Genomic DNA, 25,740 nt, shown 5'->3' on the forward strand with positions numbered 1-25,740 from the left:
ACTCATCAAAATCGCAGCACATTTAAATGACAATGTGCTGCATAATTAATCATCAGGCAAATCTTCTACCTAAAAGGAGCAAATAAGCAACAAGAACCAAATTTTAACAACTACTCTCCATTCTGTGTTCATCATCACGCTACAAAGGATTTGTAGCTAAAAAAGTTAACAATTGCATTACATAAAGGGTAATGTATTGTGTGAAAAACAACCACAAACACAACTAACAGGGAAAATACTCATGCAGTCATTAGTTGATTTTCTGAATGGAATTATTTGGAGCCCGGTACTGATCTATTTGTGCCTTGGCGCAGGTTTGTTCTATTCAATCATGACGCGTTTTGTACAAATTCGTCACTTCTTTGAGATGTGGCGCTTATTACTTTCAGGGAAGAGTTCAACAAAAGGGATATCATCATTTCAGGCACTTGCCGTTTCACTATCTGGCCGTGTAGGTACAGGTAACATTGCTGGTGTTGCTGCTGCTATCGGTTTCGGTGGCCCAGGTGCCGTATTCTGGATGTGGGTCGTTGCCTTCTTTGGCGCTGCAACCGCATACGCAGAATCAACACTTGCACAAATTTATAAAGAAGAAGACGAAGGCGAGTTCCGTGGTGGCCCTGCTTACTATATTGAGAAAGCAATGGGACAAAAATGGTACGCTTGGATCTTTGCTATCGCGACCATCTTTGCTTGTGGTGTTCTACTTCCTGGCGTTCAATCGAACAGTATCGGTAACGCAGTAGAAGCCGCATTTGGCTCAGGTGACATGATTGAAACCGCTATTGGTACCTTCAGTTTTGCTAAAATTTTCACTGGTACGGTTGTTTGTGTCATTTTGGCTTTCATCATTTTTGGTGGCGTAAAGCGTATCGCGAACTTTACCCAAGTCGTTGTGCCATTTATGGCGTTAGCTTACATCATTACTGCGTTTGTCATCATCCTTCTAAACATTGGTGAGGTTCCACGCATTTTCGGCATGATCATTGGTGACGCGTTCACACCAATGGCAGGCGTTGGTGCAGCAATCGGCTGGGGTGTAAAACGTGGTGTCTACTCCAACGAAGCAGGTCAAGGTACTGGTCCTCACGCAGCAGCAGCAGCGAGTGTTGATCACCCAGCTCAGCAAGGTCTTGTTCAATCTTTCTCTATTTACATCGATACACTACTTGTGTGTTCAGCAACCGCGTTCATGATTCTTATCACTGGCGCGTACAACGTAAATGGTGCGATTGAAGGTACATTCCTGGTTCAAAACCTACCAGCGGATATTGGTGCAAATGGTCCTGTGTTTACACAGATGGCGATCGAAAGCGCACTACCTGGCGTGGGTAAACCATTCATCGCAATCGCTCTATTCTTCTTCGCGTTTACGACCATTCTGGCTTACTACTACATTGCAGAAACGAACATTGCTTACATTCGTCGTACGTTCAAAGTAAATGGACTGATGTTTATTCTGAAAGTCATCATTATTTCATCCGTGTTCTACGGAACCGTGAAAACCGCCAACTTAGCATGGGCGATGGGTGATGTAGGCGTAGGACTGATGGCGTGGCTAAACATCATCGGTATTTTGATCATCTTCTTTATGTCGAAGCCTGCACTCAAAGCACTGAACGACTACGAAGAGCAACAAAAACGTGGTGTGACCGATTTTACATTTAACCCTGTTGCACTGGGCATTAAAGGCGCAGATTACTGGGAAGATAAGTACCGACGTAAAACGGGTAAAGCACCAACGGCAGACAGCAATAGCGCAGAAACTGTTGAGCAACCATCAACATAGCGTTATCACATAAATAAGAAAAAGCAGTGGTCCGATTGAGGACATAAAAAAGGGGGATTAACCAATGGTTAATCCCCCTTTCTTCATTATGAGTAGCAGCTTAGGCGATAACCGCTTCAACTTTACGAGCGATTTTTGCTTTACCTACAGGTAACACTTCACGACCAAATTCGTTGTTCAGTACTTGTGCCATTGCGAAGTAAATTGCACTTGCGCCACAGAAGATACCCTCGAAGCCAGCGATAGCACCGATCACTTCGCTACCAGTGAAATCACGAGCAGCAAGCAAGAAGAACAGGATAGTTAGAGAGCCAAATACCACTTGCTTCGCTGTTGGGTAACATAGAGAACCAATGAACATGAAACCAGTGAAGATGCCCCAAAGCGCTAGGTACCAACCCATAAAGCTTGCAGGGCTTGCAGGAAGACCCATGTGAGGCATTACGATTAGACCAACCAATGTTAGCCAAAATAGACCGTAAGAAGTAAACGCAGTTGTGCCGAATGTATCACCGCGTTTAAAGCACATGATGCCAACGATTACTTGGCTAAGGCCACCGTAAAAGATGCCCATCGCTAGAATCATAGAGTCAATTGGGAAAAATCCTGCATTATGAATATTGAGCAGAATAGTGGTCATACCGAAACCCATAAGACCTAGCGGTGCTGGGTTAGCCAGTTTTGTCGACATGTACAAATACCTTTTTTCAAAAATGTTGATAAAAAATGCGCGCGAATTTTAATGGGCTCCAGAACAAAAGAGAAAAGCTGTTATTGAAAACTTAGATTCCATAAATAAACCACTACATATATAAAAAAAGACCCTGCAAAAAAGCAGAGTCTTTATAGATGGTTAGGTTGTTTTTTACTCGATCACTGACAAGAAATCTCGTCCCAGAACCAGTTGCTTTGCGTTGGGCTTTCCCACACTCCTGGGCCATTTTTCGCAACAAAACATTTGTTTTGGTACGTCACTTTATCGCCGTTAGCGACTTGCGTTACACCCGGCTCCCACTGAATAAAATTGCCTGTCACTGGTGGTTCTGGCTCGGTTACTGGCGGCTCTGGCTCAGTCACCGGTGGTTCAGGTTCCGTTGTAGGCGGCTCCGTAGGAGTGCCTGAAACCAGCTTCCAAGGGTCTCCTTTCGTTGGCTCATTACCTTGTGACCACCATTTCGCTTCGTAAACAGCACCTTGGTAAGAAACTTGATCACCCGTGTTATATACTTTGCCAGAATCCCAAGCTGCCACACCACCTACAGGCGGATCGACCGGATCCACTGGGTCTAACTTGTCAACTACACGAACTTCTGGCCAACCCGCATGAGATTGGTAGAAGTTAGTTACACATTTCTCATAGTCACCCGCAACTAGCGCAGAGTAAGCCGTTTGGAAACCAACAAGTTCACATTCAAAAGAGTGGCCTCCCGGACGATCTGAGTAGTATTTCCAGTTCCCATCCCAGTTGGTGTACAACACGTCTGTCGCACCATTCAGATTTAAGCTGCCGTAAGGCGTCTGCTGCCAACAGGTATTGGTCTCATCGGCTTCAATTGGAATTTGATAATGAGCGGCAAGTCCTTCCCAATAGCGAATACGGTTAACAGGTTGACCTTTATCTTTGTTTTGCTCTCCACACTCAATACCACCATTGATCACGTTGATGGTGGTACCAAAGCCGTAACCAATGCCAGCATCAAGCTCACGCTGTGAAGGCACCCAAGTACGGTCAATCACATGTAGCATTGCAGGTTTCGGTGCTTGTGGGGTTAGGAAGAACCAGATAGCCGATGCTAAGTTCAGCCACGAATCCGCAACCAAGCCTGGATTTTTCAGCAATACAGATGCATCGCCATCAAACATCACTTCAGAGAACGCGCCATAGTTAAAATGGTAAGAAAGCTGCTTTGCACCACGTCCAAAGTAACCTTGTCCAAACTCACATGGCCAGCGTTTGTTTTGCCAGTCATTTTGACCACAACCTGTTGTGTAACCTTCTTGCCCTTCAGACCATCCAATTTCTCGCACATGAACCAAAGCTTGCTGCCACTCTTCCAACCCTAGCGGATTATCCGATACGTTATCAATCGAAATATGGCCACCGGTTTCTTGTGCAAAGTGAGCAAACGCTGTCACGATCGATTTTTTACAAATTGCATCCGAATCACGACCGTCTGTGTACTCACCACAGAATGCAGGGAACTTACCAATTGCACGTAGGAAACGCGTGTAAGTGTATTCAGGTGCCGCCATTTGAGTCAGGAAGTCCCACTCACTTTCGGGGAATACACGCTCTACACGCTTCACGTTTTCTGGGTTGGTTGTCGCCCCTGGAACAATCGCTTCAACCACTGAGTTCGGGCGTGTCTCTAATGCTTGTGACCAAATGGCATACATAGGATCAGAAGTTTTGCTTTGCTCTACGGCTTGAACGTCACCACGAGCAATAACATAACCATTCGGATTTTGCGGATCGGGCTGAATATTCATACTCGCATTCACTTGTGCTGCTAAGACACAACTCAATGCAAGAGGAAGATGTTTGAGTGCAAACATGTCTAGTCTCCGGATTTCAACAATACAATATACGAGGAATAACTAGACATATAGTGGATCATATATACGAAACACCGAGCCAAGTACGTTGATTCTGCGAGACAAAATGAATAAATAGGTCCTCACACACATTTTGTCACAAGAAAAATGTTACCTTGACTCAAAAGAAAAGCGGAGACCCTGTGAGCCTCCGCTTTGTGATGTTTCTCTCTTTATTGTTCTGCCGAAACCACCTCTAGCTTCGCGGTTGACTTTTGTTTAGACAGCACAAAATAAACCACACACTGAGAAATAATTGCGGCAAGCACAATCACTGGTGAGGCGTTGATTCCAGCTAAAAGAAAACACCCCAATGCGATCATTCCATTGAGTAATGCGTAAGGCAATTGTGTACGGAAGTGCTCATACTGTTCACACCCCGCTCCTGTCGACGACAAAATCGTAGTTTCAGAGATGGGAGAACAGTGATCGCCAAACAAGCCACCAGATAATACCGCACCAATACAAACCAACAGTGGTGCATCAATCGCGACGGCAGTTGGGATCACTAATGGCATCATGATGGCAAACGTCCCCCAAGATGATCCCGTAGCGAACGAGATAATACCGGCCAGTAAAAACGCAACCGCTGGCAATAACCAGTAAGGGAAACCGGCTTGAGCTTGTTCAGCAATGTATGCAGCTGCACCTAATTCTTTCCCAACCGAGCTAAGCGCCCAAGCCAATACCAGAATCACCGCCACTGACATCATGTTTGACATCCCTTTCAGATAAACCTGAATACCATCCGAAAGCTTTCTTACGCCATAAAACGCCATCAGCGCAATTAAAGTGAAGGCCGCGAAGAAATATGCAGAAGAAAGTGCAGCCCTAAACGTTGATCCTGCCACTTTTTGAAATGGAAAACCGTGTGGCACGAGGATGGTACATAGAACCACCAGCATAACGAGCAAAGGTGCCCATACAAAACTAGATTTTGCATCTTTATGCGTAAACACATTCATGGACTCCTGCACTTTCCCAAAGTCAGAGCCCTGCTCTGCTAGTTGTTCAGCCTTCGCCATCGGTCCGAAATCTAATTTGAAGAAAGAGACAATCGGCACAATCGCGATCGCAAGAAAGGCGTAAAACTGATACGGGATCGCACCAATGAAAGCATCCCAATCACTCATACTGACATTCAGGGCAGTAAACTCTTTTTGAATCAATCCCATGATGTAAACGCCCCATCCGATAAAAGGGATCAAGATTGCCACCGGAGAGGAAGTCGAATCGATAATAAAAGCTAATTTTTGGCGTGATACTTTTAACTTATCAAATAAAGGGCGAAAAACAGGGCCAACAATCAGTGGTGTACCAAGGTCTGAGAAGAAAATAACCACACCACCGAACCATGCGGACAGTTGAGCTTGGCATTTACTCGCAACCCATTGAGTAACCTTTTTAGCAAACGCCACACCACCGCCAGATTTCTCCATCAAGGCAACAAAGCCACCAATAAAGACCAAGAGCAAAATGACGCCCGCATTGTAGCTGTCAGTTAATTGCGGCAGTAGATAGCTTTTCATCAATGCACTAAACGAGTCTAGTGGCCCTTTTTCGACAAATGTCCCTTCGAGCATAGCGACACCACTCACCACACCGGCGAATAAACCAACAACGACATTTCTTGTGGTCAGCGCGAGGAAAAGAGTAATAAGGATGGGAATGAGAGAGGTAACGTCAGCCTGTTCCATAGTAATACCATTTATGATAATCAAACAATTAAAATGAATATATATTTAATTTAACCGCATGTATATATCTCTCACAAAAAAGTTGAGCCACCTCTTCACAAACTTGAAGTACAAAAAAACCAGCCCGAAGGCTGGTTCTTATAAACTCAACTGTCTAGAGGAAAATTATTCCCACTCGATAGTCGCTGGTGGCTTACCTGAAATGTCGTAAACAACACGAGAAATGCCATCAACTTCGTTGATAATACGGTTAGATACCTTACCTAGGAAGTCGTATGGTAGGTGCGCCCAGTGTGCCGTCATAAAGTCGATGGTTTCTACCGCACGTAGAGACACAACCCAATCGTACTTACGGCCATCGCCCATTACACCAACAGAACGTACTGGTAGGAATACCGTGAACGCTTGAGATACTTTGTTGTATAAATCAGCTGCGTGAAGCTCTTCAATAAAGATAGCATCAGCACGGCGTAGCAAGTCACAGTACTCTTTCTTGATTTCACCAAGAACACGAACACCTAGACCAGGACCCGGGAATGGGTGGCGGTAAAGCATGTTGTAAGGCAGGCCTAATTCTAGACCAATCTTACGAACTTCATCTTTGAACAACTCACGTAGTGGCTCAACAAGACCCATTTCCATGTCATCTGGAAGACCGCCCACGTTGTGGTGCGATTTGATCACGTGCGCTTTACCAGTCTTAGATGCAGCTGACTCGATTACATCAGGATAAATCGTACCTTGAGCTAGCCATTTCGCGTTTTTCAGCTTCTTAGACTCTTCATCGAATACATCTACGAATACGTGACCGATAGTCTTACGCTTCTCTTCTGGGTCAGACTTGCCTTCAAGTGCTTTTAGGAAGCGTTCTTCAGCGTCAACTTTGATGATGTTCAAACCAAATTGGTCGCCGAACATATCCATTACTTGTTGACCTTCGTTTAGACGAAGTAGACCGTTATCAACAAATACACACGTTAGCTTGTCGCCGATTGCGCGATGAACCAGCATCGCAACTACCGATGAATCAACACCACCAGATAGACCTAGGATAACTTCGTCGTCACCCACTTGCTCTTTAATGCGAGCAACCGCGTCTTCGATGATAGATTCCGATGTCCATAGACGCTCACAGCCACATACGCCAAGAACAAAGTTCTCAAGCATTTGTAGGCCACCTTTTGTGTGTGTCACTTCTGGGTGGAACTGAACGCCGTAGTATTTCTTCTCTTCATTCGCCATCGCAGCGTAAGGACAAGTGTCTGTCTCACCAACTTTTACGAAATCGGCTGGGATCTCTACTACTTTGTCGCCATGGCTCATCCAAACGTCTTGAGTTGCTTCAAGGTCTTTAAATAGAGCACATTCACCAGAAACTTTAACCTGAGCGTAGCCAAACTCACGTTCGTTAGAGCCCGCCACTTTGCCTCCTAGCTGTTCCGCCATGGTTTGCATGCCGTAACATACGCCAAGCAAAGGAACACCAGAATCAAACACATATTGAGGCGCGCGTGGAGAGTTCTCTTCCGTTACGCTTTCTGGACCGCCAGATAGGATAATGCCATCTGGGTTGAATTCGCGAATATCCGCTTCTTCTACATCCCAGCTCCATAGTTCACAGTAAACGCCGATTTCACGTACGCGGCGTGCTACTAATTGAGTGTACTGAGAACCGAAGTCCAAGATCAGAATACGTTGGTCATGGATATTTTTAGTCATTTTGAGCAGTCTTTTTAAGGCTAAGTGATTAAAACCGAGGCGAGTGTACTCGCCTCTTCTTAATGCTTCAAGGAAAAAGCAAACGTTTCCGTTGGGTAATTAGTTCCCTAGACGGTAGTTCGGCGCTTCCTTAGTAATTTGAACATCGTGTACATGAGACTCTTGCATACCTGCACCAGAGATACGTACAAATTCAGCTTTCGTACGCATATCTTCGATAGTTGCAGAACCAGTTAGACCCATGCTTGAACGTAGACCACCCATTTGTTGGTGTACGATCTCTTTTAGACGGCCTTTGTATGCGATACGACCTTCAATACCTTCTGGTACTAGCTTGTCCGCTGCGTTGTCAGACTGGAAGTAACGGTCAGAAGAACCTTGAGACATAGCACCAAGAGAACCCATGCCGCGGTAAGACTTGTAAGAACGGCCATTGTATAGAATTACTTCACCCGGCGCTTCTTCAGTACCAGCAAACATAGAACCAACCATCACACATGATGCGCCAGCTACGATTGCTTTACAGATATCACCTGAGAAACGGATACCACCGTCAGCAATAACCGGAATACCATAATCATTAGCCACTTCTGCCGCATCTGCGATTGCAGTGATTTGTGGAACTCCTACACCCGTTACAATACGAGTTGTACAGATAGAACCAGGGCCGATACCAACTTTCACTGCGCTTACGCCAGCTTCGATTAGTGCTTTAGCACCAGCACCTGTTGCTACGTTACCACCGATGATGTCTAGATCTGGGTAAGCTGCACGTGTTTCGCGAATGCGGTTTAGAACACCTTCAGAATGTCCGTGTGAAGAGTCGATAAGTAGAACGTCAACGCCTGCTTCAACTAGAGCAGCAACACGCTCTTCGTTACCAGCGCCAGCACCAACGGCTGCGCCAACACGTAGGCGACCACGCTCATCTTTACATGCGTTTGGTTTACGTTCTGCTTTGTGGAAGTCTTTCGCAGTAATCATACCGGTTAGTTGGAACTCATCATTCACAACCAATACTTTCTCTACACGAGCTTCGTGCATTTTCTCTTGCACTTCTTCTCGTGTTGCACCTTCTTTAACTGCTGCCAACTTCTCTTTTGGCGTCATTACTGAAGATACTTTCTTAGAAAGGTCCGTCACAAAACGAACGTCACGACCAGTGATAATACCAACAAGCTCATTGCTCTCAGTGACAACAGGGAAACCTGCAAAACCATGCTTTTCAGTGAGTGCAACAACATCAGCGATGGTCGCGTCAGGGTTTACAGTAACCGCGTCAGTTACCATACCAGCTTCGAACTTCTTAACTTTACGAACTTCGGCTGCCTGCTGCTCAATAGACATGTTCTTGTGGATAAAGCCAATGCCACCCTCTTGCGCTAGCGCAATTGCTAGACGAGCTTCAGTAACAGTGTCCATAGACGCTGAAATCATTGGGATGTTTAGGGTGATGTTCTTAGTTAGCTGAGTGCGAAGATCAGCTGTGTTTGGGAGAACGGTGGAGTGTGCTGGCACAAGTAGTACGTCATCGAATGTCAGCGCTTCTTTGGCAATTCTTAGCATTTGCAATATCTCACAATTAGAGGAGTAAAAAGACAATCCAATCTCATCGTTTCGCATAATGAGGGTAACCAGTTTTAGGTTGTTGGCTACATTTGGATTAGATATTGCGGAGGGATTATACGGTTAACGCAATCGCTTGACCACAAATTTTTTAATTTTTTTCTTGCAATTACCCCCTTGCTATGTATTATATTGCCGCTAATTTCCATACTCACGTCTAAGAGATTAGCTGTGCTCTCCAAGACCAATCAAAACATCTTTACTGTTTCTCGTCTCAACGCAGAAGTTCGCTTACTCCTTGAAAACGAAATGGGGATCGTTTGGCTCGTCGGAGAGATATCCAACTTTTCAGCTCCTGTCTCTGGTCACTGGTACCTCACTCTTAAAGACTCTCGCGCTCAAGTTAAATGTGCCATGTTTCGTGGTAACAATCGCCGCGTTACTTTCAAGCCCGCTAACGGTAATCAAGTCCTAGTAAAAGCTCGTCTTTCTCTTTATGAGCCTCGCGGTGACTACCAATTGATCATCGAAAGCATGCAACCGGAAGGTGATGGCCGTCTTCAACAAGAGTTTGAAGAGCTGAAAATGAAGCTTGCAGCAGAAGGGTTGTTCGCGCAAATCAATAAGCAATCTTTGCCTGAGCACCCTAAACGTGTTGGCGTCATCACATCGAAAACTGGTGCCGCGCTTTACGATATCTTAGACGTATTGAAACGTCGTGATCCTTCCCTACCTGTTGTGATTTATCCGACAGTGGTACAAGGTGAGGACGCAGCCATTCAAATTGCACAAGCCATTGGTCGCGCTAACAGCCGTGATGAATGTGATGTGCTAATTGTGGGCCGAGGTGGTGGTTCATTAGAAGACTTATGGTGCTTTAACAACGAGATATTAGCTCGCACGATTGCAGCAAGCCAAATTCCTATTATTAGCGCCGTTGGACATGAAGTTGACGTGACAATAGCTGATTTTGTCGCCGACGTACGCGCGCCTACTCCATCAGCAGCCGCTGAGCTAGTAAGCCGTGATAACAGCCACAAAGATCAAGCTTTAGTTACCCGCCAGCATAAGTTAGCGAGCGCGATGCGTTACTACCTAGCACAACAAAAGCAGCAATCTGCTCAATTAGTGCACCGTCTAGAGAGACAGCACCCAAGCTATCGCTTGCAACGTCAGACGCAACAGTTAGATGAGTTGGACATGCGCTTACAGCGAGCGATGAGTCGTTTTATTGCCTTGCGTCAACAGCGAATCGAGCGTCAACATTATCGGCTGCAATTAAATTCTCCTGTAACACGCCTTGCCGAGCAGAAGTCGAAGCTAGAACGTGTTGAGCAAAAGCTCATGGATGCAATGGATCGCAAGTTACTGACTATGCGCCATCAACTCGCGATTGCTGCAGAGAAGTTAGACACCGTCAGCCCACTAGCGACATTGAAACGAGGTTACTCAATTACTCAAACTGAGCAAGGAAAAGTAATTACGCAATCTTCAGATGTAAAATCGGGAGATGTATTGATTACTCGATTAGCCGAAGGCGACGTTCGCTCTACCGTTAACTGAATACAAACTCTGGTTAACTGATTTTCTGGAACTCAAATCGGACACGTGATTTTGACTTGAGTTCATTACACACATTGCAAAAGTAACTCGCAGCACCGCATGCTTGCAGCTTCTCCAGCTCCGCCTCACAATCAGGGCAAAAACCTACTTTTTTAAAATCCGATTCACACTGTGCACAATGGTATTGTCCTGTCCATTCCAGTTCGACATTGCAAGTCGGGCAAATGTTCTGCTGCATATCCCGTTCCTCTCTCTAAACTAAGCAATTTCGAGTAACGCATGCTACTCAAAATAACGAACAAGTATGTTGATCTTCATCACCGCCCCAACAAGTTTCACGAGGCGTTAACCATACTTGATACGTAGGATCTTATACTGATCGTCTGATATTTACTCCTTGATCAGCGATCACCCCTTAAAAGAATATTTATATAACCACACACCGAAAGCATAAGTTACATATTCTGCATTCCAATTTAAGACAGAATAAAAAACCTTAGAGAGATTTAATTAAACGAAAAATCAGAATTTAATAAAAAGATCTTATTCAAAAAGCAGTGTTTACATTGGTGTGCATTTCGATAGTTTGAGCGTCGAGCTCAACGAGTTTAACTTGGATAAAAGCAAACTCATTTAAATGGCTCGCATGCGTTCCACCACAAGGGATTACCGCTAATTGACCTTCCCCTAAATCGCACTTCCAATAGCGAGAATCCGTTAATCTATCGCCGTGGCATTCCATGGTGATCATCGCATCTCTTTGAAGCCATTCAACCAGTTGGCCATTCACTTTTTCTGCAATCGCCTGGAGGTCATTCAGCATATCTGCACTGTTTAATCCTCTTTTACGGAGTGTTTTGCCTAAACGGTACGTATCGAGGCACTTGTCTGGAGTGACATAACTCGTGACTTGCGCATAGCTATTAAAGTCATAATAACCATGTGGGTCTTTGCGGTCTGCGTCTTTTCGCCAATAGTCTTCCGCTAGTACTTTATTCAACGCCAAATACGCTAAGTGTCCTGCTGTGTGGCCTCGACTCAAAGCATTTTGATAGTCTTTATCTACCGCTAATGTTACCAAGTCATTAATTGCAAATGATTCCGTACGTGATAAAACATGCACGACGACAAACACCCAACCTTCAGCATCACGCTTTACAGGGATGTCACTACCCACATACAAAGCACCACTCTCCTGCTCCACTGCTCCAACTTGGCAATCTACTACGTCATGCTCAGCCCCATTCACCTTCAACGTTCCTTTGTCTGCAGGGTGATCCGGCCATATGTGACTAACGGGATGGAACGGCGTGACATCTGTAATAACGTAAGTCACTTCTTCCGTAGATTGAACGAGCTGTATTTGTGCTTCTAATTGCCATGTTTGATGACAAAAACGAGTCTTTGTTGCTGTGATAGTCATTTTTACGATTACTTTTGATAAAAAAATACCCAAGTAGAAACTTGGGTATTCGAATTTCATTATTTATTGCGGTTTTTCACCATCGACATCATACGCTTACGTTTACGCTCTTGTGATAGCGTAAGCTTATTCGTACGGTTCTCGTATGGGTTATCACTGTTGTGGAAGTTAATGCGAATCGGTGTTCCCATAATTTCCAGAGACTTACGGAAGTAGTTCATCAGATAACGTTTATACGAATCTGGTAATTCACGAACCATGTTACCGTGGATAACAACGATCGGTGGGTTGTAACCACCTGCGTGTGCGTATTTGAGTTTGATACGACGACCACGAACCATTGGCGGCTGGTGATCATCCACTGCCATCTTCATGATACGCGTCAGTACTGACGTACCCACACGCGTTGTCGCCGAGTTATATGCTTCTTGAATAGATTCAAATAAGTGACCAACGCCAGTACCGTGCAGCGCAGAGATAAAGTGGATACGCGCGAAATCGACGAATCCTAGACGGCGGTCCAGTTCTTTCTTCACGCTTTCTTTCACGTCACTGTCTAGACCATCCCACTTGTTAACGGCGATGACAATTGAGCGGCCAGCATTCAGTGCAAAACCAAGCAAGCTTAGGTCTTGGTCTGAAATATTTTCACGTGCATCAATCACCAGTAGAACGACGTTTGCATCTTCTACCGCTTTCAGCGTCTTAACAACAGAGAACTTTTCAACCGTTTCATTGATACGACCACGACGACGAACACCTGCGGTGTCAATTAGTACGTATTCGCGTCCATCACGTTCCATCGGGATGTAGATAGAATCGCGCGTTGTACCTGGCATATCGTATACAACTACACGTTCTTCACCCAGAATACGGTTAGTCAGTGTCGATTTACCTACATTCGGACGACCGATGATCGCCAACTTAATCGGCTGCTCTTGAAGGCGCTTGAATTCAGCTTCTGCGTCTTCTTCAGTGTAATCTTCAACAAGAGGCTCTTCGTCTTCGAATCCAGTCAGGTCTTCAATCTCACCGTCTTCAGATTCACTTGTTAATAGATCATCAAAGAATGGAGATAAAGCACGCTCAAGCAAAGCGGTCACACCACGGCCATGAGCAGCCGCAATCTGGTACATATCATCCACTCCGAGCTGCCAAAAATCAGCACACGCCGCATCGGCATCAATACCATCGATTTTGTTTACTACCAGCATCGCTGGCTTTTCAATTTTACGCAGATGCGCAGCAATTGCTTCATCTGAAGGTGTCAGACCAGCACGACCGTCAACAAGGAACAACACAACATCAGCCTCATCAATCGCGGCTAATGACTGTTCTGCCATCTTTGTTTCCACGCCTTCTTCTGTGCCATCGATACCACCGGTATCAATCACAATGAATTCGTGCTCTTCACCAAGTCTCGCCTGGCCATATTTACGGTCTCGCGTTAGGCCTGGAAAGTCCGCAACCAACGCGTCACGAGTGCGAGTCAATCGGTTAAATAGTGTAGATTTACCTACGTTCGGACGCCCTACTAGAGCTACAACAGGTACCATAACAACCTCTACAATAATCTTTCTTCTGTAGTTATAGGTAACGACTTGCTCGATGCCAAATCAAACCAGATTTTTACCTATAACCACGTCAGGGTTAATAAATTCAAACAACAAAACGGCTCCTAGCTGTCACCAGCCAGGAGCCGAATGTGAATTATATCACGATATTATTCGTTAATGGTTAGTTTCTTTACATCGCCGTTGCGAGTTGTAATCACATAACCATCCGACAATAACGTCGGGCCAACTGCCAAGCCACTATCATCGACAAACTGCTGCGCAACAAATTCGCCCGTTGAACGATCCATCCAGTGAAGGTAACCAAGCGTGTCACCGACAACGAGATAATTGCCAACAATAACTGGCGCTGTAAGTTGTCGGTGCTCAAGCAAGCTGTTTTCCCACAACTCAGTTCCGCTTCGTGAATCAACGGCAACAACATGATCTTTTTCCGTTATCACAAAGATGCGACTACCATCTGTAGAAATGTCTGTCGCAGATGAGTAATTACGCTTCCAAATCGGGTTCGCTGAACGCAAGTCAATAGCGATAAGTTGGCCATTGTATCCAATGGTGAAAAGAGTACCGCCTAGCACAATTGGCGATGAATCAACGTCAACCAAACGATCAATTTCTGTCGCGCCTTTTGGCGTACCAACAGGCTGTTGCCAAATCAACTGGCCACGCTCAACGATAGCAGCTGCGAGTCGGCCATTTGCCGTTCCCCAAAATACACCGCCACCAATTGCAGTCGGAGTACTGTCGCCACGTAAAGTTAAGTTCGGCACTTCTGTACTCAATGCCCAGCGTTGCTCACCTGTACTCTCATTAAGGGCAATCAACATGCCTCGGCTAGTATTGATGATAATAAGGCCTGAATCTGCAACTGGCTTCGCCAGTACCTCACCACCAACTTTTACACGCCAAACAATTTCACCTGTTTCTTGGTCAAGAGAGATGACTTCACCATTCTCAGAGCCAATGTAAAGGTTTCCGTATGCCGCTGTGATACCACCAGAGAGACGAGCAATGACATCTTCTTCTAGGTCCGTTTGCCAACGTTGTTTACCATTCTCAGGATCCAGCGCTTTTACTAAGCCATCACGACTTGCCACGAACAATGTATCATTCGCAAATACAGGGGATAGCTTTGAAAAGTAATGACCGACACCATCGCCAACCGATGTGCTCCACTCACTACTGGTTGTAAACTGACTGTCTACCTGAGGTAGTGGCGCCATTACAATGGTGTCTTTCTCACCTGCACAACCGGCAAGTACTCCCATTGTTAACGCCCCTAGCAAGGCTTTCTTAAAGACTCTTTTCATCCAATGCGGTCCTTATTTCGCCAGATCGTCCAATTTCATTTGTAGTGTCGGGCTTGCATCTGCCGCTTGCTGAGCTTCAGTATACGCAGCGTACGCAGCATCTTTGTCACCTTGGCGAATCGCAATATCGCCACGAAGTTCAGCAATACGACCTGTCCATGCTGTATCAGTGACGTTACTTAGCTCTGCCGTTGCAGAGTCGAAGTTACCCATTTCCGTCTCAATACGCGCAATGCGGTAACTAATCAATGGTAACAACGCAGCATCTTGAGTGTTGCTTTGCGCCCACTTCAGTTGCTCCAATGCAGCAGAAAGGTCTTGAGCTTCAACTTGTGCTTTAGCAAGTTGTAGCGCAGCCAATACTGAATATTCTTTTACTTCATTTGACTCAATGAAAGCTTTCACGTCAGCTTGAGCATCAGTGCCTTTGTCTTGCAAAGCATTCATTGCTGTCGTGTAGCTTTGAGAAGCTGCTTCACTCGCCTGAATCACAGAATCCTGGTAGTAACGCCAGCCGAATAGACCACCTAAACCAACAACCGCACCGATGATGACGGCTTTGCCGTTTTCCTTCCACCAGTCTTTAATGGCTTCAACTTGTTGTTCTTCAGTATCGTAAAGTTCCACTTCCTGTCCTCTTAAAACATGTAAATGGCAGCTTAGCTGCCATTGTTCCTATTTCGTTTAAAGGCTCCACATTTGGGAGCCTTAGCTTACGAACTAGGATGTAATTTTGTTAGATTACTAAAAGACTTAAATCAGTGCTGCGATCTTTTCTGCAACTTCTGCTTGGTTGTAAGTCTCTTGCTCACCACCAGCTAAGTCTTTCAGTACTACGGTATTATCCGCAACTTCGTTTTCACCCAGAACTAATGCTACAACAGCACCAACTTTGTCTGCGCGTTTAAACTGTTTCTTGAAGTTACCGCCACCGAAGTGATTCATCACACGAACGCCTGGAACAGACTCGCGAAGCTGTTCTGCTAGCTTCATTCCTGCCATCATGGTGCCTTCACCCGCTGTGACTACGTACACGTCAACACTGCGACGAACGTCTGTCAGTTCCAACGTTTCTAGCATCAGTACTAGACGCTCTAGGCCCATTGCAAAGCCAACCGCTGGTGTTGGTTTACCACCTAATTGCTCTACAAGGCCATCGTAACGACCACCACCACATACAGTGCCTTGAGCACCTAGGCTCTCGGTGATCCACTCAAATACCGTGCGATTGTAGTAATCCAGACCACGAACTAGACGTTCGTTAACTGTGTATTTGATACCTGCGGCGTCTAAAAGTTCACATAGACCTGCGAAGTGTGCTTTAGATTCTTCACCCAAGTAATCTGAAAGGCGAGGCGCATCACCTAAAATAGCTTGAACGTCTGGGTTCTTCGTATCCAGAACACGCAGTGGGTTCGTGTGCATGCGACGCTTACAATCTTCATCTAGCACATCAATATGTTGCTCAAGGAATGCAACCAGTGCAGTACGGTAGTCTGCGCGGTCTTCTTGAGAACCGATAGAGTTCAGCTCAAGACGAACATGTTCATTGATACCTAGCTCACGCCATAGACGCGCCGTCATCATGATAAGCTCTGCATCAACATCTGGACCATTTAGACCAAACACCTCAACACCACACTGGTGGAATTGACGGTAACGACCTTTCTGCGGACGTTCATGGCGGAACATAGGCCCCATGTACCACAGACGCTGTTCATCACGGTTGATCAGGCTGTTTTGGATACATGAACGTACACAACCCGCCGTACCTTCTGGGCGAAGTGTTAGGCTGTCGCCGTTACGGTCATCAAAAGTGTACATTTCTTTTGAAACGACGTCTGTTTCTTCACCAACAGCGCGGCTGAATAGGTTTGTTTCTTCAACGATTGGCATGCGCACTTCGTTATAACCGTATGCGCTAATTACATTTTTCACTGTGTTTTCTAATTTTTGCCACAGTGGCGACTGAGTTGGGAGGCAATCGTTCATGCCTCGAATTGCTTGAATTGTTTTTGCCACAATACTTACCGTAATTCTCGTTGAGATTAATCTTGTACTTTAACTTCGATGCGGTTTTCGCCATTCATCATAGCTGCTTTCGCACGGATCTTAGCTTCTAGCTTATTCACAAGGTCATCGTTATCAAAGCGCTCTTTCTGGCGTTTACCATCTTCGTAGAATGCGCTCTTCTTGTTACTACCTGCTAGACCTAAGTGAGAAACTTCTGCTTCACCAGGGCCGTTTACCACACAACCGATGATAGACACATCCATTGGAGTGATGATGTCTTCTAAACGTTGCTCCAGTGCATTCACCGTACCAATCACATCGAATTCTTGGCGTGAGCAGCTTGGGCACGCAATAAAGTTGATGCCTCGAGAGCGAATGCGCAGAGATTTAAGGATGTCGAAACCAACTTTGATTTCTTCAACTGGATCGGCAGCCAAAGAGATACGCAGCGTATCGCCTATCCCTTCAGATAACAGCATACCTAAGCCAACAGATGACTTAACAGCGCCAGCTCGAGCACCACCCGCCTCTGTGATACCTAAATGAAGAGGCTGATCGATTTTCTTCGCCAGCAGACGATATGAATCCACCGCAAGAAAAACGTCTGAAGCTTTCACGCTAACTTTAAATTGGTCAAAGTTAAGACGATCGAGATGATCTACGTGACGCATCGCCGACTCAACCAAGGCTTCTGGCGTAGGCTCACCGTATTTCATCTGTAGATCTTTTTCCAAAGATCCACCATTGACACCAATACGGATCGGGATGTTTTTATCGCGAGCGCAATCAACAACAGCGCGAATGCGCTCTTCATTGCCGATGTTACCTGGGTTGATACGTAAACAGTCAACTCCGTACTCCGCAACTTTCAGCGCGATACGATAGTCGAAATGAATATCAGCCACTAATGGTACAGAAACTTGCTGTTTAATCAGTTTGAAAGCTTCTGCTGCGTCCATCGTAGGTACAGAAACTCGAACGATATCTGCGCCGACTTTTTCTAGTGCTCGGATTTGAGCGACTGTCGCTTCTACGTCAGTCGTGCGAGTGTTAGTCATTGACTGTACTGCAATTGGCGCACCATCACCAATTGGCACATCACCCACATAAATACGCGTCGATTTACGACGAATAATTGGAGATTCGTGTTGCATAATTTTTTATAACGGTAGAGTGAATCTAGCTACTTTGCCTGAAGTATACCCAGAAAGGTCGACAGGTTCACTTGCAAATGTCATTGTAACCCCTTCCGGTGCGCCTAATATCACTTTAAATGGCGCTTTTCCGGTAAGTTCTACATCTTGTCCTGGCTTATGAGTACCACTTACCAGCGTTTTACCATTGGTGTCTTTTACTTGAATCCAACAGTCCGCTTTAAACTTCATAGTAAGAAGTGTCATGCCTTCAGGTACTACTGGCGCAGGCTGTTCCTCTTCCGCCGCTTCAATCACGGCAACAGGTTCTTCAGAATCTACGCTTGTTGTATTTTCAGTTTCAGTCAGCAAAGGATCCGCCCCTTGCTCAACGGGTGCTTCAGTCAATTCAGCAACACCTTCATTAGTTGAAGCAACTTCTTCAGGAGTGCTTGCGATTAACTCTTCAGCCGTCATCAAATCGATATCAGCTAATTCTTGAGCAGTGGGCTGCGGCGCTTCAACACTTGAATCCGTTACTTCCTTAGTTAGGCTATTCTCTTGTTGGTTTTGCCACCACCATGCAGCTGAAATGCCAATAATGACTAGCCCGATAACCCAAGTAAGGAGCATAATACGGCTATTGTGCTTCTCGTCTTTTGTTTTACGAGAGAAGCTTTGCATTTCAATTTCTTGCTCTTGAGGCTGAGCATCGGCAGTCTGCTCTAACGCCGTCAAAACCACCTTCTCATCAAGACCTACGAATTTAGCGTAAGAGCGTAAGTAACCACGCGTAAATGTCGCGACTTGTTGAGATTCAAATCGGTTATTTTCAATATCTTCAATCACAGAAATGCGAAGCCTCAGGCGATCGGCAACTTGCTTTTGGCTCATTCCCAAGGATTCACGTTTGTTTTTCAGTAATGTGCCAGCTTCAATAGAGAGTGGCACTTCATTCGTATTTTCGTGTTCTGTCATAATGGCGGTATTTAATCTGTTTTAGTGGCTAACGTGGTCATGTATTTTCGTTATTGTTCTTAAGCCTCTTTAAAAGATAGCTAGCCTAAACGCGTTAACCAAAAATAATAATTTTAAGAAACTCTCAGCGATCTGAGTGCGAATACCCGTTTTGCAAAAATCAGCAAAACGTATGTGAGAAAGTGCTGAGAATTATCGGTGTCATCGTTAGTGTTACATATCATGATAAGCGAATGCGCAACGAAGACAAAAACTCTTTACACTCAAACTAACAGATAGCTCAAGCTTTTGTCCAAACTTTGACAAAGGAATTCGAAATTATACCCAAATAACCTTAGGTTGAAGAGTGATAGTCCCAAATCTTGGCGAAAATGTCCTAAACAATAAACAAAATAGCCAGAGCGAATGGCTCTGGCTATTTTTGAATTCCGGTCGTTTATACAGCTTTCACTTCAATGGTATCGGCACCGCGTGACGCTTTCAGCATTGCCGTACGTTTAGTTCGGTCAATTACATCACCGACCAACTGACCACATGCGGCATCAATGTCATCACCACGTGTTTTACGAACCGTAACTGTGTGCTCGTATTGCATCAATGTTTTTTGGAAGCGATCAATACGTGAGTTACTTGGTTTCTTGTAAGGTGAACCTGGGTACGGGTTAAACGGAATCAAGTTAATCTTACATGGTGTGTCTTTCATCAATTCAGCCAGCTCGCGTGCATGGTCCATGTCATCGTTCACATGATCAAGCAACACGTACTCGACTGTTACCTTGCCACGGTTTGCATTCGATGAAGCAATGTAACGACGAACGGATGCTAGGAAATCTTGAATATCCCAACGATCGTTAATCGGCATGATTTCACTACGCAGCTTATCATTTGGCGCATGAAGAGAGATCGCCAACGCAACGTCGATTTTGCCCGTCATCTGATCAAGACCAGAAACCACACCTGATGTTGATACGGTTACGCGACGCTTCGACAAACCAAAGCCAAGATCATCCAACATTAACTCCAGTGCTGGAATCAAGTTCTTCATATTAAGAAGCGGCTCACCCATGCCCATCATCACCACGTTCGTAATTGGGCGACGGCCTGTTTCTTTCTCAAGACCAATTTCACGTGCAGCACGCCACACCTGGCCGATGATCTCTGAAACTTTCAAGTTACGGTTAAAACCCTGCTGTGCTGTTGAGCAGAACTTACATTCCAATGCACAACCTACTTGAGAAGATACACAAAGCGTTGCGCGATCATCTTCTGGAATGTAAACCGTTTCTACATCCTGATCACCAACCTTCATTGCCCACTTGATCGTGCCGTCTGAAGAATGCTGAGCTTCTGCTACAGTTGGTGCTTTAATTTCACACTTGTGTAAAAGCTTTTCGCGCAGCTTCTTGTTGATGTTTGTCATTTTTTCGAAGTCATCTACACCGAAATGGTAGATCCACTTCATAACCTGATCGGCACGAAACGCTTTCTCGCCAAGTTCTTCCGCGAAAAACTGACGCATGCCTTTGCGATCAAAGTCGAGTAGATTGATTTTTTCAGTGGTCATGTTGCCTCTCAATGACTGAAACAAGAATAAGGGCGCGAATTGTACAGCCTTTATTCAGCTACAACAAGGGGTGTAAGACCCTGAGTTTGCTAAGGCATTAAAATAAAAACGATTAAATTTTAATCAGACTTTACGGTGAGAATAATGATTAGACAACCGACAGCAAAAGCGTAGAAGTGGTGCAGAGAAAGCAGTGAGAAGAAACACACGTAACTAAGCTTTCCCCCTGTAAGGTGCTCAGATTAGCCAACGTCTTCGCGAGTACTTACGAATGAACTCGCCGATGAAATGGAGAACACGGAATAAAAAACCTCGGACAAATCCGAGGTTGTTACGAACTAGATCATCACGCAAAAGTGATGCATGAACGAGTTAGCGAGAGAAAACTTCTGATTCAGGGAAGAAAAACTCAATTTCACGAGCGGCAGACTCAGGGCTATCGGAACCATGAACTGAATTGTGACGCATGCTGAGTGCGTAATCAGCACGCAAAGTGCCGCATGCCGCTTCCTCTGGGTTGGTTTTACCCATTAGCTCGCGGTAACGTGCAATCGCATTTTCACCTTCCAATACCTGAACCATAATAGGACCAGATGTCATGAACTCTTTTAGAGGAGGGAAAAACTCTTTACCTTCATGCTCTGCATAAAAGCCGCTTGCCTGATCTTCTGTCAGGTGAACCATTTTGGCAGCGATGATACGTAGGCCAGCCTTTTCAATACGATTGTAGATTTCACCAATTAGGTTTCGCTCTACAGCATCAGGCTTAATGATTGAAAATGTTCTTTCTAGAGCCATAAAATTTCCTTTCTGTACTTGTAATAATAGTTGTGCTTTTAAAGTGACTTACTGGGTAAGAGCAGCACTCAAACAAGAGAGTGCTGCAATCAATCTTATTTTCCAGCTTGCTCATTGAGGAAACGAGCAAGTGTACGGACACCCATACCCGTTGCTCCCGCAGCCCATTTATCAGAAGCGGCTTTACGATACGTACCCGCACAGTCGAAATGTAACCAGCCTTTTTTGTAGTCCTCAACGAAGTAAGACAAGAACGCAGCTGCAGTACTTGCACCTGGAGAATAATCACCAGAGCTGATATTCGATAAATCGGCAAAATTAGATGGCAACATTTCTCGATGGAAATCAGCAAGTGGTAGCGGCCACAAGCCTTCTTTTTCCTGGCTTGCCGCCGTAAGCGCTTGATGCGATAGCTCATCATCAAAGCTCATTAGCGCATGGTAATCGTTACCTAACGCATTCTTCGCTGCGCCTGTTAGCGTCGCGCAGTCAATGATTAACTCAGGCTTTTGCTCACTGGCGTAGATAAGACCGTCTGCAAGCACCAAGCGACCTTCCGCGTCGGTATTCATAATCTCAACGGTTTTGCCGTTTTTGTAAGTGATGATGTCGCCAAGCTTAAGGGCACGGCCAGAAACCATGTTCTCAGCACAACACAAGATCAGTTTTACGCGCTTGTTTAAACCGCGCAAGATAGCTAATCCTAGGCCACCAGTGATAGTACCCGAGCCACCCATATCTGCTTTCATAGCACTCATGAAGGTAGAAGGCTTCAAGCTGTAACCACCGGAATCAAAGGTGATGCCTTTACCCACAAGACATGCGAATACAGGTGCGTTTTCGTCACCAGTTGGGTTGTAGTCTAACTGAAGCATCGCAGAAGTACGCTCAGAACCACGGCCTACTGCGTAAATACCTTCCCAACCTTCTGCCAACAAGTCTTTGTCTTTGACGATACGTGCTGTCACCGTGCCTTTCGGCGCAACAGATTTGATGAATTCAGCAGCCATTGTCGCTAGCTGACGAGGAGCAACTTCTTCTGCCGTTTTGTTGATAATATCGCGGGTAAAATCAGTCGAAGTAATACGAGCTTGAAGCTCTGCTTGATCTTCATCAGACAATGCTGCCCACTCAACTGAGCCATGTTTTTTAGGGTTACGGAACCCTTGGTGGAAAGCCCATACGCTCTCTAGATCCCAGTTATCACCAGAAAGAAAAATAGAACGAATTCCTTGGCCATCTAGCTGACGAGCTGCACGTTGAATTGCGCCGAGATCATGACCTTCACCTAAGTGAATAGTTGCGCCGTTTTCAGCGAATGAAAGCAGTGCTTTTTCACCCCAATGTGGTGCTGCCGACTCTTGACTTAAAAATACAGACATCTGTGTAGACATGGTTTCTCCTTGTCTTATAGCAGCGTTGCCTACGCTGCTTCTTTTTAATAACTCACGGATGTTAGCATTATGTAGGGCAAAAATGTCAATTGGATAAAAAAACGGACCTAAAGGTCCGCTTTTTTTAGTAAGAATTGTTAACTAGGCTGTGTTTTACAGACTTAGTCCGCTTCGTCCATCCAGCACATGATAACGGCTTCTAGAATCTTTTCATTAGAACGGTTTGGCTCATCGTCAAACTCATCTAACTCCATGATCCATTGATGAAGATCGGTAAAACGCACTGTTTTTGGATCGACATCTGGAAACTTGTCACAAAGTTCAATCGCGATATCGCGAGAATCTGTCCATTTCATTGCTCATCTTCCTTTTGCTTCTTCCCTATATTGGGAAGATAGTTTTAGTGATCTTCTGAAGCGTGGTTTAGTGTGTATTTAGGAATTTCTACCACCAAGTCTTCATCAGCAATTCTCGCCTGACACCCTAGGCGTGACTCAGGCTCTAGACCCCACGCTTTATCTAGCATGTCGTCTTCTAGTTCTTCACTTTCTTCTAGTGAATCAAAACCTTCACGGATGATTACGTGGCAGGTAGTACACGCACATGACTTCTCACACGCATGTTCAATACCGATACCGTTTTTTAGCGCTACGTCTAGAACGGTGTCACCAGAGTTTGCTTCCAACACTGCACCTTCTGGGCACAAATCGTCGTGTGGTAATACAATAATCTTAGGCATAACTACTTATCTCTTATATATCGTCTACTGATTGACCTGACAACGCAGCTCGAATCGATTTATCCATACGGCGTGATGCGAAATCTTGGCTCGCTTTATCGGTATCTTTAATGCCTTGCTCTATCGCATCTGCATCATCACCATTACGCAGCTCAATCAAGGCTTCGATGGCTTTAATCAAGTTTTGTTTCTCTTGTTCTGATAGTAAGTCATCACCATCAGCTTGCATCGCTGCAATCAAACCTTCTATCACTCGGTCGGCTTCAACACGCTGCTCAGCTAAGGCACGAGCTTGCATGTCTTCTTTTGCGTGCGTCATTGAATCACGCAACATATCCGCCACTTCATTGTCACTTAAGCCGTAAGAAGGTTTTACTTGAATCTCTGATTGAACACCAGTGCTCTTCTCCATTGCCGTAACAGAAAGAAGGCCATCAGCGTCAACTTGGTAAGTCACGCGAATATGTGCCGCACCCGCTGCCATCGGAGGAATACCTTTTAACGAGAAGCGAGCAAGTGAACGACAGTCATCAACCATTTCACGTTCACCTTGTACCACATGAACACTCATCGCCGTTTGGCCATCTTTGAATGTGGTAAATTCTTGCGCACGCGCAACGGGAATCGTAGTGTTGCGGGGGATGATCTTCTCGACCAAACCACCCATGGTTTCAATACCGAGCGACAGTGGAATCACATCAAGAAGCAACATTTCAGAGTCAGGCTTGTTACCCGCGAGAATGTCTGCTTGGATACCCGCGCCGATTGCAACAACTTCATCAGGGTTAATGCTTGTCAGGGGTGTGCGACCAAAAAACTCGCCTACCATTTCACGAACCAGCAATGTACGGGTTGAGCCACCAACCATGACGACCTCGAGTACTTCATCTGCGTCGACATCCGCATCTTTTAATGCGCGACGACAAGACATCAGTGTTTTCTTCACTAGCGGACGAATCAGATCTTCGAACTGCTCGCGAGTCACGGTGCCTTTCCAACCAAAAACGTCAACGTCAACACTGTCTTGCTCAGAGAAAGCAATCTTAGCTTCAGTAGCAATGTTCAACAGTGTACGGTTCTTTTCTGCAGAAAGCGGCGCTTCTAGACCCGCTTGCTCCATTAAATAATCGGCAAATAAATGGTCGAAGTCGTCACCGCCTAATGCAGAGTCGCCACCTGTTGCTAATACTTCAAATACGCCTTTCGATAAACGTAGGATAGAGATATCAAAAGTACCGCCACCTAGATCGTAAACCGCAATCACACCTTCTTGACCTGAGTCTAGGCCATAAGCAATTGCCGCAGCGGTTGGTTCGTTAAGTAGACGGAGAACATGAAGACCAGCTAATTTCGCCGCATCTTTTGTACCTGCACGTTGCGCGTCATCAAAGTAAGCAGGAACGGTAATAACGACACCTGCTAACTCACCACCTAACGTATCTTCAGCTCGCTTACCCAATACTTTTAGGATGTCCGCAGATACTTCAATCGGGTTTTTGTCACCTTGAGGTGTTTGCAAAATTGGCAGGCCGTTTTCACTCTCTTTAAAACGATAAGGAAGTGAAGAGTAACGGGACTGAATGTCCTTTAATGAACGACCGATCAAACGTTTTACAGAGATAATCGTGTTCTCTGGTTCAAACTCTGCTTTGGCTTTGGCTTCGTGGCCGACCGTTAACGTTTCCTCAGCGTAATTAACGACTGAAGGTAAAATAGTACGGCCCTGCTCGTCCGCAAGTGGAGTTGCATCGCCGCTACGTACAGAAGCAACCAAAGAGTTGGTAGTACCTAAGTCGATACCCGCTGCTAACTTATGCTCATGAGGTGCCGAGCTTTGGCCCGGTTCTGCGATTTGAAGTAGTGCCATGATAGGTCCTTGTCACGC

General features: G+C 45.4%; 21 protein-coding genes. 2 read left to right on the forward strand and 19 right to left on the reverse strand.

The annotated features are described in order from the left end of the window. The first annotated feature begins 241 nt into the window (after positions 1–241). On the forward strand, positions 242–1,789 hold the full coding sequence (locus R7E00_RS15685) for an alanine/glycine:cation symporter family protein (protein WP_005381681.1): 1,548 nt from the start codon (positions 242–244) through the stop codon (positions 1,787–1,789). A 100-nt stretch (positions 1,790–1,889) separates the two neighbouring features. Here the strand turns inward: R7E00_RS15685 and R7E00_RS15690 are convergent, their stop codons facing one another. The 5 genes from R7E00_RS15690 to guaB all read right to left on the reverse strand — a co-directional run bounded on the left by R7E00_RS15690 (position 1,890) and on the right by guaB (position 9,366). Continuing rightward, positions 1,890–2,480, reverse strand: coding sequence for an acetate uptake transporter (locus R7E00_RS15690; protein WP_005381682.1), 591 nt, complete (start codon positions 2,478–2,480; stop codon positions 1,890–1,892). A 182-nt stretch (positions 2,481–2,662) separates the two neighbouring features. Further along, positions 2,663–4,345: a chitinase gene (locus R7E00_RS15695; protein WP_262606320.1), complete on the reverse strand. Its 1,683-nt coding sequence runs from the start codon at positions 4,343–4,345 to the stop codon at positions 2,663–2,665. A 212-nt stretch (positions 4,346–4,557) separates the two neighbouring features. Further along, positions 4,558–6,081 carry a Na+/H+ antiporter NhaC family protein gene (locus R7E00_RS15700; protein WP_213867002.1) on the reverse strand — a complete coding sequence of 508 codons (1,524 nt, stop codon included), beginning with the start codon at positions 6,079–6,081 and terminating at the stop codon, positions 4,558–4,560. 165 nt (positions 6,082–6,246) lie between these two features. Beyond that, the gene (guaA, locus tag R7E00_RS15705; RefSeq protein ID WP_005381685.1) at positions 6,247–7,800 is read right to left on the reverse strand and encodes a glutamine-hydrolyzing GMP synthase; all 1,554 of its coding nucleotides are present in this window, start codon (positions 7,798–7,800) and stop codon (positions 6,247–6,249) included. Positions 7,801–7,899: 99 nt separating this feature from the next. Then, positions 7,900–9,366, reverse strand: coding sequence for an IMP dehydrogenase (gene guaB, locus R7E00_RS15710; protein WP_042521181.1), 1,467 nt, complete (start codon positions 9,364–9,366; stop codon positions 7,900–7,902). 231 nt (positions 9,367–9,597) lie between these two features. Here guaB and xseA point away from each other — a divergent pair, with 231 nt between their 5' ends. After that, positions 9,598–10,929 carry an exodeoxyribonuclease VII large subunit gene (gene xseA / locus R7E00_RS15715; RefSeq protein WP_017633909.1) on the forward strand — a complete coding sequence of 444 codons (1,332 nt, stop codon included), beginning with the start codon at positions 9,598–9,600 and terminating at the stop codon, positions 10,927–10,929. A gap of 13 nt (positions 10,930–10,942) precedes the next feature. On the opposite strand, the gene R7E00_RS15720 is transcribed toward xseA, so the two are convergent. The 14 genes from R7E00_RS15720 to hscA form a co-directional block, all read right to left on the reverse strand. Next, positions 10,943–11,167 carry a zinc ribbon domain-containing protein gene (locus tag R7E00_RS15720; RefSeq protein ID WP_012842112.1) on the reverse strand — a complete coding sequence of 75 codons (225 nt, stop codon included), beginning with the start codon at positions 11,165–11,167 and terminating at the stop codon, positions 10,943–10,945. Between the two features lie 309 nt (positions 11,168–11,476). Next, a complete protein-coding gene (locus R7E00_RS15725; protein ID WP_115386389.1) occupies positions 11,477–12,352 on the reverse strand; it encodes an alanyl-tRNA editing protein in 876 nt (291 codons plus the stop codon). A gap of 59 nt (positions 12,353–12,411) precedes the next feature. Further along, positions 12,412–13,908 carry a ribosome biogenesis GTPase Der gene (gene der / locus R7E00_RS15730; RefSeq protein ID WP_005381694.1) on the reverse strand — a complete coding sequence of 499 codons (1,497 nt, stop codon included), beginning with the start codon at positions 13,906–13,908 and terminating at the stop codon, positions 12,412–12,414. A gap of 167 nt (positions 13,909–14,075) precedes the next feature. After that, positions 14,076–15,236 carry an outer membrane protein assembly factor BamB gene (bamB, locus tag R7E00_RS15735; RefSeq protein WP_005381696.1) on the reverse strand — a complete coding sequence of 387 codons (1,161 nt, stop codon included), beginning with the start codon at positions 15,234–15,236 and terminating at the stop codon, positions 14,076–14,078. Positions 15,237–15,248: 12 nt separating this feature from the next. Further along, on the reverse strand, positions 15,249–15,863 hold the full coding sequence (locus R7E00_RS15740) for a YfgM family protein (protein ID WP_262606321.1): 615 nt from the start codon (positions 15,861–15,863) through the stop codon (positions 15,249–15,251). A gap of 126 nt (positions 15,864–15,989) precedes the next feature. After that, a complete protein-coding gene (gene hisS / locus R7E00_RS15745; protein WP_005381698.1) occupies positions 15,990–17,258 on the reverse strand; it encodes a histidine--tRNA ligase in 1,269 nt (422 codons plus the stop codon). Positions 17,259–17,284: 26 nt separating this feature from the next. Beyond that, a complete protein-coding gene (gene ispG / locus R7E00_RS15750) occupies positions 17,285–18,403 on the reverse strand; it encodes a flavodoxin-dependent (E)-4-hydroxy-3-methylbut-2-enyl-diphosphate synthase (protein ID WP_005381699.1) in 1,119 nt (372 codons plus the stop codon). Between the two features lie 6 nt (positions 18,404–18,409). Beyond that, positions 18,410–19,360, reverse strand: a complete 951-nt coding sequence (gene rodZ / locus R7E00_RS15755; protein WP_005383707.1) for a cytoskeleton protein RodZ — start codon at positions 19,358–19,360, stop codon at positions 18,410–18,412. A gap of 436 nt (positions 19,361–19,796) precedes the next feature. After that, the gene (locus R7E00_RS15760; protein WP_017633913.1) at positions 19,797–20,924 is read right to left on the reverse strand and encodes a bifunctional tRNA (adenosine(37)-C2)-methyltransferase TrmG/ribosomal RNA large subunit methyltransferase RlmN; all 1,128 of its coding nucleotides are present in this window, start codon (positions 20,922–20,924) and stop codon (positions 19,797–19,799) included. Positions 20,925–21,296: 372 nt separating this feature from the next. After that, a complete protein-coding gene (gene ndk / locus R7E00_RS15765) occupies positions 21,297–21,722 on the reverse strand; it encodes a nucleoside-diphosphate kinase (RefSeq protein WP_042521171.1) in 426 nt (141 codons plus the stop codon). Between the two features lie 95 nt (positions 21,723–21,817). Further along, positions 21,818–23,116, reverse strand: coding sequence for an aminopeptidase PepB (pepB, locus tag R7E00_RS15770; protein WP_151514537.1), 1,299 nt, complete (start codon positions 23,114–23,116; stop codon positions 21,818–21,820). A 161-nt stretch (positions 23,117–23,277) separates the two neighbouring features. Next, positions 23,278–23,472, reverse strand: a complete 195-nt coding sequence (gene iscX / locus R7E00_RS15775) for a Fe-S cluster assembly protein IscX (protein WP_005381711.1) — start codon at positions 23,470–23,472, stop codon at positions 23,278–23,280. Between the two features lie 44 nt (positions 23,473–23,516). Then, entirely contained in the window at positions 23,517–23,855 is a 339-nt protein-coding gene (gene fdx / locus R7E00_RS15780) for an ISC system 2Fe-2S type ferredoxin (protein ID WP_005381713.1), read from the reverse strand. Positions 23,856–23,868: 13 nt separating this feature from the next. Further along, a complete protein-coding gene (hscA, locus tag R7E00_RS15785) occupies positions 23,869–25,722 on the reverse strand; it encodes a Fe-S protein assembly chaperone HscA (protein WP_017820567.1) in 1,854 nt (617 codons plus the stop codon). Positions 25,723–25,740: the final 18 nt, after the last annotated feature.

Source organism: Vibrio sp. Vb1755 (assembly GCF_033338635.1).
In the GTDB taxonomy this organism is placed as follows: domain Bacteria; phylum Pseudomonadota; class Gammaproteobacteria; order Enterobacterales; family Vibrionaceae; genus Vibrio; species Vibrio alginolyticus.